General features: G+C 71.1%; 2 protein-coding genes and 1 pseudogene. All 3 read left to right on the top strand.

The window, feature by feature from the left end:
* Positions 1–38: 38 nt before the first annotated feature.
* The 3 genes and pseudogenes from ACIUM1_RS03015 (at position 39) to ACIUM1_RS03005 (ending at position 15,931) form a co-directional block, all read left to right on the top strand.
* Positions 39–6,446, top strand: a complete 6,408-nt coding sequence (locus tag ACIUM1_RS03015) for an SDR family NAD(P)-dependent oxidoreductase (protein WP_406815817.1) — start codon at positions 39–41, stop codon at positions 6,444–6,446.
* Positions 6,447–6,465: 19 nt separating this feature from the next.
* A pseudogene (locus tag ACIUM1_RS03010) lies at positions 6,466–12,833 on the top strand (SDR family NAD(P)-dependent oxidoreductase).
* A 2-nt stretch (positions 12,834–12,835) separates the two neighbouring features.
* Entirely contained in the window at positions 12,836–15,931 is a 3,096-nt protein-coding gene (locus tag ACIUM1_RS03005; RefSeq protein WP_406815816.1) for a type I polyketide synthase, read from the top strand.
* Positions 15,932–15,943 lie beyond the last annotated feature (12 nt).

Genomic DNA, 15,943 nt, shown 5'->3' with positions numbered 1-15,943 from the left:
AGGAAGCACGCCATGAGTGACACGAGAGGCCGCCTGCGATGAACGGCAACACCGAAGAGCTGATCAAGGCTCTTCGTCAATCGCTGAAGGAAAACGAGCGGCTCAAGAGCGAGAACCGCCGGTACCTGGCTTTGATCGCGGAAAGAACGACCGAACCGATCGCGGTGGTGGGCATGGGCTGCCGCTACCCGGGCGGGGTGAATTCGCCAGAGGCGTTGTGGCAGATGGTGGTTGAGGGCCGCGATGTGGTCTCGGAGTTTCCCGCGGACCGCGGCTGGAACTTGACCGGCCTGTTCGATGCGGATCCCGACGCCGTGGGAAAGTCGTACGCGCGGTGCGGCGGGTTCCTCTCGGACGTCGCCGATTTCGATGCCGCGTTCTTCGGGATCGCCCCCAGCGAGGCGCTGGCGATGGACCCGCAGCAGCGCCTGCTGCTCGAGGTGTCCTGGGAGGCGTTGGAGCGGGCCGGGATTGACCCCGCCGCGCTGCGCGGCTCGGCGACCGGTGTGTTCGCCGGGATATTCCACGGCTCCTACGGGGGCCAGGGACGGGTGCCGGGGCACCTGGAGCGATACGGACTGCGCGGCTCGACGCTAAGTGTGGCCTCGGGCCGGGTGGCCTATTCGCTGGGGTTCGAAGGACCGGCCGTCTCGGTGGACACCGCGTGTTCGTCGTCGTTGGTGGCCCTGCACTTGGCGGCGCAGTCGTTGCGTTCTGGCGAGTGCGATCTGGCGCTGGCCGGCGGCGTCACGGTGATGGCCACACCGGCGATGTTCATCGAGTTCAGCCGGCAGCGCGCGCTGGCCGCCGACGGCCGGTGCAAGGCATACGCGGGCGCCGCCGACGGCACCGGGTTCTCCGAGGGCGTCGGTGTGCTGGTGCTGGAGCGGCTCGCCGATGCCCGCCGAAACGGGCATCAGGTGCTCGCGCTGGTGCGCGGTTCCGCGGTGAATCAGGACGGCGCATCCAACGGCCTGGCGACGCCCAACGGGCCGTCGCAGCAGCGGGTGATCCGGGCGGCGCTGGCCAACGCGCGGCTGGGTACGGCCGACGTCGATCTGGTGGAGGGGCACGGGACGGGCACCACGCTCGGCGATCCCATTGAGGCACAGGCGGTTCTGGCGACCTACGGGCAGGACCGGCCGGCGGACCAGCCGCTGTGGCTGGGATCGATCAAATCCAACATGGGTCATACCTCGGCCGCCGCGGGCGCCGGCGGGGTGATCAAGGTGGTGCAGGCGATCCGGCACGGCGTGATGCCCCAGACGCTGCACGTGGATGAGCCCACGCCACACGTGGATTGGGCGGCCGGGGCGGTGTCGCTGTTGACCGAACGGCGGCCCTGGCCGGCGGTGGACCGGCCGCGCCGCGCCGGGGTCTCGTCCTTCGGCATCAGCGGCACCAACGCGCACGTCATCGTGGAGCAGTACGTCCCGGAACCGGAAAACCCCACGCGCCCAGGCGATGACGTGGTGGTGCCGTGGGTGCTCTCGGCCCGCTCAGCCGAGGCGCTGGCGAACCAGGCGGCGCGGCTGCTGGCCCACGTGAAGGCCGACCCCGGGTTGCGGGTGCTGGACGTGGGTTGGTCGCTGATCGCGACGCGGTCGCGCTTCGAGCACCGGGCGGTGGTCGTGGGCGCCGACGGCGCGCAGCTGTTGCGTGGGCTGACGGCATTGGCGGCCGGTGAGCAGGGCGCGGGCCTGGTGGTGGGCCGGGCGCGGCCGGTGGGAAAGACCGTGTTCGTGTTCCCCGGCCAGGGCTCGCAATGGGCCGGCATGGGCGCCCAATTGCTGGACATCTCACCGGTATTCGGCGAGCACCTGCAGCGCTGCGACAAGGCGCTCGCCGAGTACGTCGACTGGTCGCTGATCGACGTCATCCGCGGTGCCCCGGACGCACCCGGGTTGGACCGGGTGGACGTGGTGCAGCCGGCGCTGTGGGCGGTGATGGTGTCGCTGGCCGAATTGTGGCGCTCGGTGGGCGTGGTGCCCGATGCGGTGATCGGCCATTCGCAAGGCGAGATCGCGGCGGCCTATGTGGCCGGCGCGCTGACGCTGGAGGACGCCGCCCGGGTGGTCGCGCTGCGCAGCCGGCTGCTGGTGCGGTTGTCGGGCCGCGGCGGCATGGTCTCGTTGGCGTGCAGTCTGCCGCGCGCCGAGCAGTTGATCGCCGGTTGGGACGAGCGCCTGAACATCGCCACCGTCAACGGCGTTACGGCGGTGGTGGTGTCCGGCGAGGTGGACGCCCTGGCCGAACTGATGCAACGGTGCGAAGCCGACAACATCCGCGCCCGCCGGATCGACGTCGACTACGCGTCGCATTCCGCGCAGGTGGACGCGATTGCCGAGTCCCTCGCCGACGCGTTGCGCGGACTCGCGCCGCGCTCGTCCGCGGTCGCCTTCTTCTCCACGGTCAGCGGCGAGCCGATGGACACCGCGGGGCTGAACGCCGACTACTGGTTCCAAAGCATCCGGCGCACAGTGCAATTCGAGCGAGCCGTCTGCGCCGCCTGCGCGGCGGGCTATCGGACGTTCATCGAATCCAGTCCGCATCCGGTGCTGATCGCCGCGATCGAAGAAACCATGCCCGACAGCGAGCGGGCCTGCGTCATCCCTTCGCTGGGCCGCGATGACGGCGGCCTGGACCGCTTCTGGCTCTCGGCCGCCCAGGCCCACGTCGCGGGCGTGGCCGTGGACTGGCGCGCCGCGCTGGCCGGCCTGGGTGGCCGGCCCGTCGACCTGCCCACGTACGGGTTTGTCCGGCAACGCTTTTGGCTTCCTGGCGGGTCGACGGGGTCGCAAGACGTGGCCGCGCTGGGCCTGGCCGGCGCCGAGCACGGGCTGCTCGGTGCGGTGGTGGCGCGACCCGATTCCGGCGGCGTGGTGCTGACGGGCCGGTTGTCGACGGCGGCCCAACCGTGGCTGGCCGATCATGCGGTCGGCGAGACGGTGTTGTTCCCGGGGGCCGGATTTGTCGAGTTGGCCATTCGCGCCGGTGACGAGGTCGGTTGTGGCGTGCTCGACGAGCTGACCCTGTCGGCTCCACTGCCGCTGCCCGCCGCCGGGGGCGTGCAGGTGCAGCTGGTGGTCGGTGCGCCCGACGAGTCGGGGCTGCGGCGGCTGGCGGTGTACTCCGCGGGCGAGCACCCGGATGCGGAGTGGATGTTGCATGCCGAGGGTCTGTTGCGGCCGGGCACCGTGACACCGGCCGCGGACTTCTCGATCTGGCCGCCCGCCGGGGCGACCGCGGTGGACGTCACCGGAGCCTATGCGCGGCTGGCGCAGCGGGGCTACGAATACGGCGGCGCCTTCCAGGGGCTGCGGGCGATGTGGCAGCGCGGGGACGAGATCTTCGCCGAGATCGCGGTGCCCGCCGAAGCCGGCGCCCAGGACGCCGGTTTCGGAGTGCATCCCGTGCTGTTGGACGCCGCGCTGCATGCGGTCGGCGTCGCCGCCGAGCAAGACCAGACCCTGCTGCCGTTCTCGTGGCAGGGCGTGTCGCTGCACGCATCGGGTGCGTCGCGGGCGCGGGTCCGGATCGCACCGGCGGGCGCCGGCTCGGTGTCGGTGGAATTGGCCGACGGGGCGGGATTGCCGGTGCTCTCGGTGCGCTCCCTGGCCATGCGCCCGGTCTCCGCCGAGCAGTTGACGGCGGCGCCCGCACGCGGCTCGCACGCCGAGGGACTGCTCGACGTGACGTGGTCCCCGATCGCGTTGGGCGGCGGCGACGGCGCCGAGGCCACGCTGTGGGAGCTGGGCGATCACGGTGGCGACGTGGTGAAGTCGGTGCACGCCGCGACGGCCGAGATTTTGGCCGAGCTGCAATCCCGGTTAGACGGCGAAGCCACCGGGGTGCTGGCCGTGCAGACCCGTGGGGCCGTCGCGCTCGCCGGTGAGGACGTCGCGGATCTGGCCGGCGCCGCCGTGTGGGGCCTGGTGCGGTCGGCACAGGCCGAGTACCCCGGGCGGGTGGTGCTGATCGACTCCGACGGATCCCTCGACGCCGGTGCGGTGATCGGTTGTGGCGAGCCGCAAGTGGTGGTTCGCCAGGGTGTGGCGTATGCGGCGCGGTTGCGGCCGGTGCGCACGGGTTCGACCGTCGCGCTGCCCGCGGGGGGCTGGCGGTTGGATGCCGGCGGCGCGGGCACGCTGGAGGACCTCGTCGTGAGCCCATGTGCGCGAACCGAATTGACTCGCGGGCAGGTGCGCGTGGCGGTGGCCGCGGTCGGAGTCAACTTCCGCGATGTCCTGGTGGCCCTCGGGATGTACCCCGGTGGCGGGCAGCTGGGTGCCGAGGGCGCCGGGGTGGTCGTCGAGGTGGGGCCCGACGTGACCGGCCTGGCCGTCGGCGACGCGGTGATGGGGTTGCTGGGGGTGGTCGGCTCCGAAGCGGTGGTGGATCAGCGGGTGGTGACACCGGTGCCGGCGGGCTTACCGCTGGTGGCGGCCGCCGGTGTGCCGGTGGTGTTCCTGACGGCGCTGTACGGCCTGTCGGTGCTGGGCGGTCTGCGGGCCGGCGAGCGGGTCTTGGTGCACACCGCCACCGGCGGGGTGGGCATGGCCGCGGTCCAGCTGGCGCGGCACTGGGGCGCCGAGGTGTTCGTCACCGCCAGCCGTGGCAAGTGGGACACCTTGCGCGCGATGGGATTCGACGACGACCACATCGGCGATTCGCGTACGACGGAGTTCGAGGCGAAATTCGCGAAGGTGCTGGCGGATGGCGGCGGCGCCGGGTTCGACGTCGTGCTCAACTCGCTGGCCGGTGAGTTCACCGACGCGTCGTTGCGGCTGTTGGCGCCCGGCGGGCGCTTCATCGAGATGGGCAAGACGGACGTGCGCGACCCGCACGTCGTCGCCGAGGGCTATCGGGGTGCGGTGTATCGGGCGTTCGATCTGATGGAGGCCGGTCCCGACCGCACCGCGGCCATGTTGGCCGAGATCGTCGGGCTGCTGGCGGACGGAGTGTTGAAACCGTTGCCGCTGAAGACCTTTGACGTCCGCTGCGCCGCGGCGGCCTATCGGTACGTCAGCCAGGCACGCCACATCGGCAAGGTCGCGCTGACGGTGCCGTCGGGGCCCGGCGAGGTGCTCAGCGGCTGCGGTGGGGGGCTGGCGGGGTCCAGCGTGGTGATCACCGGTGGCACCGGTATGGCCGGTTCGGCGCTGGCCCGCCACCTCGTCGACCGGTACCGGGTGGCCCACGTGGTGTTGGTCAGCCGGACCGGCGACCGGGCCGCCGGGGTCGGCGAACTGGTGACCGGGCTGCAGGCGGCCGACGCGCAGGTATCGGTGGTGGCCTGCGATGTCGCCGATCCCGAAGCGGCATCGTCGATGCTGGCCCGGATACCGGCGCAGTATCCGCTGCGCGGAATCGTGCATGCCGCGGGCGTTCTCGACGACGGGTTGATCTCGTCGCTGACCCCGGATCGGGTGGACGCGGTGCTGCGGGCCAAGGTCGACGGCGCCTGGAACCTGCATGAGCTCACCCGGCAGCTGGAGCTTTCGGCGTTCGTGGTGTTTTCGTCGATGGCCGGGATCGTCGGAACGCCGGGGCAGGCAAACTACGCGGCGGCCAACAGTTTCCTCGACGGGCTGGCCGCCTATCGGCGTGCCCACGGGCTGCCCGGCCTGTCGCTGGCCTGGGGTCTGTGGGAGCAGGCTTCGGCGATGACGGCGCACCTCGGGGATCGTGACAAGGCCCGGATGAGCAGGATCGGGCTGGCGCCGCTGTCCACCGCGCAGGCGCTGGCGGCGTTCGACGCCGCGATGCTGGCCGACGTTCCGGTGCTGGTGGCCGCGCGGGTGGACCGGGCGGCCCTGTCCGACAACATCGCCGCGCTGCCCCCGCTGTTGCGCGAACTGGTGGCCGGCCCGACCCGGCGCGTCATCGACGACACCGACGTCACCGCGTCGGCGACCGGCCTGTCGGCCCGCCTGCACGGCCTGACCACCGAGGCGCGACAGCGCGAGCTGGTCGACCTGGTGTGCGGCAACGCGGCGATGGTGCTGGGCGTGCCCAATCCGGCGGACATCGACGCGGGCCGAGCCTTCCAAGAGCTCGGCTTCGATTCGCTGACCGCCGTCGAGCTGCGCAACCGACTCAAAAACGCTACGGGCCTTACCCTTTCACCGACGCTGATCTTCGACTATCCGACACCCACCGCGCTGGCCGCGCACCTGGACGCCCAGCTGGCCGGCACCGCCGGCGGCGACGACCAGCCGAACCTGATGGGTCGCTTCAACGACGTCACCCGCGAACTGCAGGCGCTGCTCGGCGCGCCCAACTGGGACGCCGACGACAAATCGGTGCTGCGGGCCCGCATCCACAGCCTGCTCGCCGCGCTTCCGGCCGGCGAACCCCCCGATTCCGCACAGCTCGACGACGACCTCGCCGCCGCCACCGAAAGCCAACTCTTTGCGATTCTCGATGAAGAACTCGGCCGCTGACACCCCGCAAGGAGCAACGATGCCGGGCACCACGCAGCACGTCGACTACCTGAAACGCCTCACGGCGGACCTCAGGCGGACCCGGCGGCGCGTCGCGGAACTGGAGGGCCGGCTTTCCGAGCCGGTGGCCGTGGTGGGCATGGCGTGCCGCTACGCCGGCGGGGTCGAATCACCAGAAGACCTGTGGGAACTGGTGATTGAAGGGCGCGACACGGTATCGGACTTCCCGGCCGACCGCGGCTGGGACGTCGAAGGGTTGTACGATCCCGACCCCGACACCAAGGGAAAGATGTACACGCGGCGGGGCAGCTTCCTGCAGGACGCCGGTGACTTCGACGCCGGGTTCTTCGGCATCGGGCCCAGCGAGGCGCTGGCCATGGACCCCCAGCAGCGGATGATGCTGGAAATCTGTTGGGAAGCCTTGGAGCGGGCCGGCATCGACCCCTTCGCGTTGCGCGGCTCGGCGACCGGTGTGTTCGCCGGGGTCATCCACGCCGGCTATGGCGGCGAGGTTAAAGGCGAGCTGGAGGGCTACGGGCTCACCGGCTCGACGCTGAGCGTGACCTCGGGCCGGGTGTCCTATGTGTTGGGGCTGGAAGGCCCGGCGGTGTCGGTGGATACCGCGTGTTCATCGTCGTTGGTCTCGATGCACCTGGCCGCGCAGTCGCTGCGGTCCGGGGAATGCGATCTGGCGCTGGCCGGTGGCGTGACCGTGATGGCCACCCCCGCGGCCTTCGTCGAGTTCAGTCGCCAGCGTGCGCTGGCCCCCGACGGCCGCTGCAAGGTGTATGCCGCTGCGGCGGACGGGACTTCGTGGTCGGAAGGCGCGGGCGTCCTCGTGCTGGAGCGGTTGGCCGATGCGCGACGGCTGGGGCATCCGGTGTTGGCGGTGCTGCGCGGCACGGCGGTCAACCAGGACGGCGCGTCCAACGGGTTGACCGCACCCAATGGGCCCTCGCAGCAGCGGGTGATCCGGGCCGCCCTGGCCAACGCCGGCTTGACGGCAGCCGACGTGGATGTGGTCGAGGGCCACGGGACCGGGACGGTGCTCGGGGATCCCATTGAGGCGCAGGCGCTGCTGGCGACCTACGGGCAGGACCGCCCGACGGACCGGCCGCTGTGGTTGGGGTCGATCAAATCCAACATCGGGCACACCTCGGCCGCGGCCGGGGTGGCCGGGGTGATCAAGATGGTGCAGGCGATTCGGCACGGGGTGATGCCCAAGACGCTGCATGTGGACATCCCCTCGCCGCATGTGGATTGGTCGGCCGGCGCGGTATCGCTGTTGACCGAGCCGCAGCCGTGGCCGGATCACGGTGGGATGCGCCGAGCGGGCGTCTCGTCGTTCGGGATCAGCGGCACCAACGCGCACGTGATCGTCGAGCAGGCTCCCGCACCACCCGACAGCGAAGCCGAGCCGGTTGCCGGGACGTCGAACCCGGTTGTCCCCTGGGTGGTTTCGGCCCGGTCGGCCGAGGCGCTGGGCGGTCAGGCGCGACGGCTGCTGGACCGGCTCAGCGCCGACGCCGGTGTGCGGGCGGTGGATGTGGGCTGGTCGCTGGCGACCACCCGGGCGGCCTTCGAGCATCGCGCGGTGCTGGTCGGGGCGGACCGTGCGGCTTTGACGGCGGAATTGGCGGGGCTGGCGTCGGGGCGGCCGGGCCCGGCCGTTCTGGTCGGCCGCACCCGGCCGGCGGGCAAGCGGGTGTTCGTCTTTCCCGGCCAGGGCTCGCAGACACTCGGAATGGGCGCCGAACTGTACGACCGATTTCCGGTGTTCGCCCGGGCTTTTGACGAGGCCGTCGCGGCGGTGGACGCGCATTCACGGCTGCCGCTGCGGGAGGTGATGTGGGGCAGCGACCCGGAGTTGCTGCAGAGCACGGAGTTTGCCCAGCCGGCGCTGTTCGTGCTGGAGATCGCGCTGGCCGCGTTGTGGCAGTCCTTCGGTGTGACACCGGATGTGGTGGTCGGCCATTCGGTGGGCGAGATCGCCGCGGCGTGCGTGGCAGGGGCGCTGGCGCTGCCCGACGCGGCGCGGCTGGTGGCGGCGCGCGGCCGGTTGATGGCCAGGCTGCCCGCCGGCGGCGTGATGGTGGCCGTCACCGCGACCGAGGCGGAGGTGGCTCCCTTACTGGACGGCGCCGTGAGCGTCGCGGCGGTCAACGGCCCACGATCGCTGGTGCTCTCCGGCGAGCAGGCCGCGGTGGGGGTGGTCGCCGACCGGCTGGCCGCCGGTGGTGCGCGGGTGCACCGGTTGGCGGTCTCGCACGCGTTTCACTCGCCGTTGATGGAGCCGATGATGGGGGAGTTCGCGGCGGTCGCCGCCGACGTCTCGGCGGCTGAGCCGCGAATCGCGTTGGTATCCAACCTGACCGGGCAACTGGCCGGCCCCGGCTATGGGACCGTCGGGTACTGGGTCGACCACGTGCGCAAACCGGTGCGATTCGTCGACGGTGTGCAGCTGGCCGAATCGTTGGGTGCCGGGGTCTTCCTGGAGGTGGGTCCGGGCGCGGCGTTAACCTCCGCGGTGGAGCAATCCCTGACCACCGACCGGGCGACCTCGGTGGTGACGATGGCCAAGGGACGGCCCGAAGTGGATTCGCTGCTGCGGGCGGCGGGGCAGCTGTTCACGGCCGGTACCGACGTGCGGTGGGCCGCGGCGTTCGACGGCTGCGGCCCGCAACGCATCGAGCTGGCCACGTATGCCTTTGTGCGACGGCGGTTTTGGCTGTCCAGCGATTCGGTGGGTTCGGTGAACATCGCCAGCTTGGGGCTGGCCGAGGCCGAGCACGCGCTGTTGGGCGCGGTGGTGGACCGGCCGGATACCGGCGGTGTGGTGTTGACGGGCCGCCTTTCGATTGCCGCGCAGCCATGGCTGGCCGATCATGCGGTCGCGGGAACGGTGCTGTTTCCGGGTGCCGGCTTCGTGGAGTTGGCGTTGCGGGCCGGTGACGAGGTCGGCTGTTCGACGATCGAGGAGTTGACTCTGTCGGCCCCGCTGTCGGTGCCGGCGACCGGGGTGGTGCAGTTGCAGGTCGTGGTGGCCCCGGCCGGTGCGGCGGGCACCCGGCCCGTCGCCGTGTATTCGCGCGCCGCGCAATCGGATTGGGTGTTGCACGCCGAAGGTGTGCTGAGCGACGGTCCGCCACCGCCGGCCACCGACTTGTCGGTCTGGCCGCCGCCGGGTGCGGAGGCGGTGGACGTCACCGGCGGCTACGACAACCTGGCAGACCGAGGCTACGGATACGGACCCGCCTTTCGCGGGCTGCGTGCCGTATGGCGAAGGGGGGCGGATACGTTCGCGGAGGTTGAGCTCCCGCAACAGGCCGGGGTAGCGACCGGTGGCTTCGGCATCCATCCGGTGATCCTGGATGCGGCGCTGCATGCGCTGGGAGTGGCCGACGAGCGGATCGGGACCGTCCTGCCGTTCTCGTGGCGGGGCGTGAGCCTGAATGCTGCCGGGGCGTCGCGGGTCCGGGTCAGGTTGGCGCCGCTCGGCGCCGGTGCCGTGTCGGTTGAGCTGGCCGACTCGTCCGGGCTGCCCGTCTTGTCGGTGCGCGAGCTGGTGACGCGTGCCGTGTCGGCCGATCAACTGGCCGCCGCCGTGGCGGCCCGCTCCGGCAGCGGTGAGCTGCTCGACGTGGTGTGGTCGCCGATCTCGCTGCCGGGCAACGACATTGGGCACGATGTCACGGTGTGGGAGGCGCCGTCCTCGGACTTCGGCGCGGTGGCCGGGGTGTATCAGGCCACCCACGAGGCCCTGGCCGTGCTGCAATCCCGGCTCGCCGGTGCGGGGGCCGGCGTCCTGGTGGTGCTGACCCGCGGGGCGGTGGGCTTGGCGGGTGAGGACGTCACCGACGCCGCCGGCGCCGCGGTGTGGGGCTTGACGCGTTCGGCGCAGGCCGAACACCCGGGTCGGGTGGTGCTGGTCGACACCGACGGAACGCTCGATGTCGCCACGGTGATCGGTTGTGGCGAACCGCAATTGGTGGTCCGCGACGGCGTGGCCTACAGCGCCCGGCTGAAACCGGCCGACCGGCGAGCCTTGCTGCGGCTGCCCGACCCGCCGTCGATGTGGCGACTGGCCGCCGGCGACGCCGGAACACTGGAGGATTTGGCGGTGCAGGAGGTTCCGCCGACGCCACTGCAGGCCGGTCAGGTGCGGGTGACGGTCGCTGCCGCCGGGGTGAACTTCCGCGATGTGCTGGTGGCGCTGGGCATGTACCCGGGTGCCGCGCAGCTGGGCGCCGAAGGCGCGGGCATCGTCACCGAGATCGGCGCCGGCGTGGCCGATTTGGCCGTCGGGGACACGGTGCTGGGGATCTTCGGGCTGGCCGGCTCCGAGGGGCCGTCGATCGCCGGTTGCTGACCCGGGTGCCGCCGGGCTGGTCGATGGCCCAGGCCGCGGCGGTGCCGGTGGTGTTCTTGACGGCCTATTACGGGCTGTCGGTGTTGGCCGGTCTGCGCGCCGGGCAGCGGGTGCTGGTGCACGCCGCCACCGGCGGTGTGGGCATGGCCGCCGTGCAGCTGGCCCGGCATTGGGGCGCGCAGGTGTTCGCCACGGCCAGCCGCGGCAAGTGGGACACCCTGCGCGCCATGGGCTTCGACGACGATCACATCGGCGATTCGCGCACCACGGAATTCGAGCAGAAATTCGCCGCCGCCGCCGGCGGCGTGGACGTGGTGCTCAACTCGCTCGCGGGGGAGTTCAACGACGCGTCGCTGCGGCTGCTGGGTCCCGGCGGTCGATTCATCGAAATGGGCAAGACCGATCTGCGTGACCCCGACGCCGTGGCGGCGGCCCATCCCGGCGTGACCTATCGCGCGTTCGATCTCATGGAGGCCGGCCCCGACCGCATCGCTGAGATGTTGGCGGAATTGATGGAGTTGTTCGCGGCCGGGGTCCTGGCACCGTTGCCGGTCAAGGCATTCGACGCGCGCAGCGCCGCGGACGCCTACCGGTTTGTCAGCCAGGCCCGCCACATCGGCAAGGTCGTGCTCACCATGCCCGACGGGCCGGCCGGGCTGGCCGGCGGCACCGCGCTGATCACCGGCGGCACCGGCATGGCGGGTTCGGCGGTGGCCCGGCATCTCGTCGAGCGGCATCGGGTGCCCCATGTGCTGCTGGTCAGCCGCAGCGGTGAACGCGCCGACGGAATGACCGAGCTGGCCGCCGAACTGCGCGACGCGGGCGCGTCGGTGGCCGTGGTGGCCTGCGATGTCGGCGACCGGGATGCCGTCGCGGCACTGCTGGCGCAGGTGCCGGCGCGGTACCCGTTGCGGTCGGTGTTCCACGCCGCGGGCGTGCTGGACGACGCGGTGCTCGCCTCCTTGACGCCCGCGCGCATCGACACGGTGTTGCGGGCCAAGGTCGACGGGGCCTGGAACCTGCACGAGCTCACCCGGCAGCTGGATCTCTCGGCCTTCGTGATGTTTTCGTCGATGGCCGGCATTGTGGGCGCCCCGGGCCAGGGGAACTATGCGGCGGCCAACAGTTTCCTCGACGCGCTGGCCGCGCACCGCCGGGCGCACGGACTGCCGGGCCTGTCGGTGGCGTGGGGCATGTGGGAAGAGGCCTCCACGATGACCCGACACCTCGGCGAGCGCGACAAGGCCAGGATGAGCCGGGCCGGGCTGAGCGCGTTGTCCACTCATCAGGCGCTGGAGCTGCTGGATGCCGCGTTGCTCACCGAGCACCCCATGGTGGTCGGCACCCGGCTGGACAGGGCAGCGCTGGCACAGCACAGCGACACGTTGCCGCCGCTGCTGAGCCAGTTGGCCACCCGGCCCGCGCGCCGGGTCCTGGAGCACACCGACATGGTGTCCCTGACGGGCCTGCGGGCGCGGCTGGAGGTGATGACCCCCGAGCAGCGGCACGCCGAATTGGTCGACCTGGTCTGCAGCAACGCCGCCACGGTATTGGGCCACAGCACCGCCGACCTCAACGCCGATGAAGCGTTCGGCGACCTCGGGTTCGATTCGCTGACGGCCGTCGAACTGCGCAACCGGCTGAAAATCGCTACCGGGCTTACCCTTTCGCCCACGCTGATCTTCGACCACCCCACGCCCGGGGCGCTGGCCGAACACCTTGACGCCGAGCTGGCCACCGGCGCCTCCACCGGTTCGGCCGCCACGCCGCCCGATCGCATGACCCGTTTCAACGACGTCACCCGGGAACTGCAAGCGCTGCTCAACCAGTCCGATCTGGGTGCCGCCGACAAGGCGCAGCTCGTCACGCGGCTGGAGGGCCTGCTGAGCACCGTGACGGGCCCACCGGCAACCCAGCCGGTGTCGCTGCCGGCGACCGAGGACGCGTTCGACGACGACATCTCCACCGCCACCGAGAGCCAGCTGTTCGCGATTCTCGACGACGAATTCGGCCCCTGACCTTGCCACCGACAGACGTAGCGATCATCGGCCTGGCATGCAGGTTCCCCGGCGCGCCCAGCCCCGGGGAGTTCTGGCGCCTGATCCGCGACGGGCGCGAGGCCAGCCAGTTCACCGCGGACGTCGGCGAATTCGACGCCGACTTCTTCAACCTGTCGCCGCGCGAGGCGTGCGCGATGGATCCGCGCCAACGGCTGGCCCTGGAACTGACCTGGGAATTGCTCGAAGACGCCTTCGTGGCGCCGGAAAGTATTCGAGGAGAACAGGTTTCGGTGTTCCTCGGCGCGATGACGGATGACTACGCCGCACTGACGTTACGCGATCTCGCCGACCACCTGGACCACCACACCTTCACCGGGATCAGCCGGGCGATGATCGCCAACCGCATCTCGTACGCCTTTGGATTGCGTGGACCCAGCATGACCGTCGATTCCGGTCAGTCGTCTTCTCTGGTGGCGGTGCAACTCGGCTGTGAAAGCCTGCGCTCCGGGCAGTCGACGCTGGCCGTCGCGGGCGGGGTGCACCTCAACCTGGCCACCGAAATCGGCTCGCTGGAGAGGGAGTTCGGTGCGGTATCGGTGTCGGGGCACACCTACGCGTTCGATCAACGCGCCGACGGCTACGTGCGCGGCGAAGGCGGTGGACTGGTGCTGCTCAAGCCGTTGCCGTCGGCGGTGAAAGACGGTGACCGCATCCGCGCCGTCCTTCGTGGTGGCGCGGTGGGCAACGCCGGGCACAGCGCGTCCGCCCAGACCGTGCCGTCGGCGCGCGCCGAAGCGGACGTGATCCGGCGCGCGCTCGCCGGCGCCGGTCTGACCAGCGGCGACATCGACTACATCGAGGCGCACGGCACCGGGACCAAGGTGGGCGACGCGATTGAAGCCCAGGCGCTGGGCCAGGTATTCGCCGAGCGCGCCCATCATCCGGTGCGGCTGGGCTCGGTGAAGACCAACATCGGCCACGCCGGTGGCGCCGCCGGAATCGCGGGCCTGCTCAAGGCCGTACTGGCGATCGAACACGCCGCGATCCCGCCCAGCCTCAACTACACCGACCCCGAGGCGAGCCTCAATCACTTTGGGCTGCAAGTCAACACCACGCTGTCCCGGTGGCCGGCCGCAGACCATCCGCGGCGGGCCGGGGTGTCCTCGTTCGGAATGGGCGGCACCAACGCGCACCTCATCGTCGAGCAGCCGCCGGCCCGGCCGGAACCCCGAGCATCGGTGCCGGCCTGCGACACGGACGGGGTATTGCCGTGGGTGCTCTCGGCCCGCTCCGAACAAGCGCTGGCCAACCAGGCGCAACGGTTGTCGGCCTATGTGGCCGACCGGGCGGATCTGAGCCCCCTCGACCTGGCTTGGTCGTTGGTCACCACCCGGACGGTGTTCGAGCACCGCGCGGTGCTGGTGGGCGGTGATCGCCGGGTGCTGACAACGGGTTTGGCGGCCCTCGCTGCAGGGGAGAGACCGCCGGGCGTGACGGTGGGCCGGGTGACGGCGCGGGGCAAGACGGCCTTTGTGTTCCCCGGGCAGGGCTCGCAGTGGTTGGGGATGGGTCGGCAATTGTATGACCGGTTCGATGCGTTCGCCCGGTCCTTCGACGAGGCCGCCGCGGTGGTGGATGCGCAGCTACGGCTGCCGCTGCGTGAGGTGATGTGGGGCGAGGATCCGGAGTTGTTGCGCAGCACCGAATTTGCCCAGCCGGCGTTGTTCGTGCTGGGTATCGCGCTGGCGGCGTTGTGGGGATCCTTCGGTGTGACACCGGATCTGGTGATGGGCCACTCGGTGGGTGAGATCACCGCCGCCCAGGTGGCCGGGGTGTTGTCGCTCGCGGATGCGTCGCGCGTGGCGGTGGCGCGGGGGCGGTTGATGGCGGGACTGCCGGCCGGCGGGGTGATGGTGGCGGTCGGCGCCGGCGAGGCCGAGGTGGCCGGGTTGCTGAGCGACGACGTGAGCATCGCTGCGGTCAACGGCCCCGACGCGGTGGTGCTTTCCGGCGCGCAGGCTCCGGTGGAAGCGCTGGCGGACCGGCTGGCCCGGACGGGCCGGCGGGTGCGCCGGCTGGCAGTGTCGCACGCGTTTCATTCATCGTTGATGCAGCCCATGGTGGCGGAATTCTCCGCCGCGGTGGCCGACATCGAGGTGGGGGAGCCGCGGATCGGGTTGGTGTCGAATGTGACCGGGCGCCTGGCCGACGCCAGGTACGGGTCGCCGGGGTACTGGGCGGAGCATGTCGGGCGGCCGGTGCGATTCTTCGAGGGTGTGCGTGCCGCCGAGGCGGCCGGCGCCGGGGTGTTCGTCGAACTCGGTCCGGGCGCGGCGCTGACGGCGGCGGTGGACCAGTCGCTGCGCGCCGAGCGGGCCTTGTCGGTGCCCACGATGGTCAGGGATGGCCGCGAGACGGAATCGTTGCTGGGCGCGGCCGGCCAGCTGTTCACCCGTGGGCTCGACGTGAACTGGGCGGCCGCGTTCGCCGGGCGGGACGTACGCCGCGTCGAGTTGCCGACGTATGGCTTTGCGCGGCAAAGGTTTTGGCTCGCCGCCCAGGGCGCCGCCACGGCGGGGGCTCCGCCCGCCACGGCCGCCCGAACGCCCGACTTGGCGCACCGGCTGCAGGGGCTGGCGCAGCTCGACCAGCAGCGGGTGCTGATCGAGCTGGTCTGCGAGCATGCGGCGGCGGTGTTAGGGCATCCGGACGGCGGGGCCATCGACCACGACCGCGCTTTCGGCGATCTCGGCTTTGACTCGATGATCGGGGTTGAACTGCGCAACCGCCTCACCAGCCATACCGGCCTGGCTTTGTCGCGGACGCTGATCTTCGATTATCCGACGCCGGCCGCGCTGGCCGAGCACCTCCGCCGGCAACTGCTGCACGACGAGTTCGCCGAATCGGACGAGGAAAGAATTTGGTCGGCGCTGCGCAAGATTCCGCTGCGCGAGCTCCGAAAAACGGGATTGTTGGAGCAGCTTCTATTGCTCGCGGGTACGCCGGAAACGCCCGCCGGCATTGCAATTGCCGGTGCCGACGACATCGACTCGTTGAGCCCCGATGCGTTGATCGCGATGGCGCTCAGCTCGGCGGACGAGGAGGACACCGATTGATGAATGTCCTGT

Origin of the sequence: Mycobacterium sp. M23085 (genome assembly GCF_045343915.1) — a bacterium.
In the GTDB taxonomy this organism is placed as follows: domain Bacteria; phylum Actinomycetota; class Actinomycetes; order Mycobacteriales; family Mycobacteriaceae; genus Mycobacterium.
Note: the sequence above shows the minus strand (reverse complement) of the source record. Positions and strands in the feature narration are given on the sequence as shown.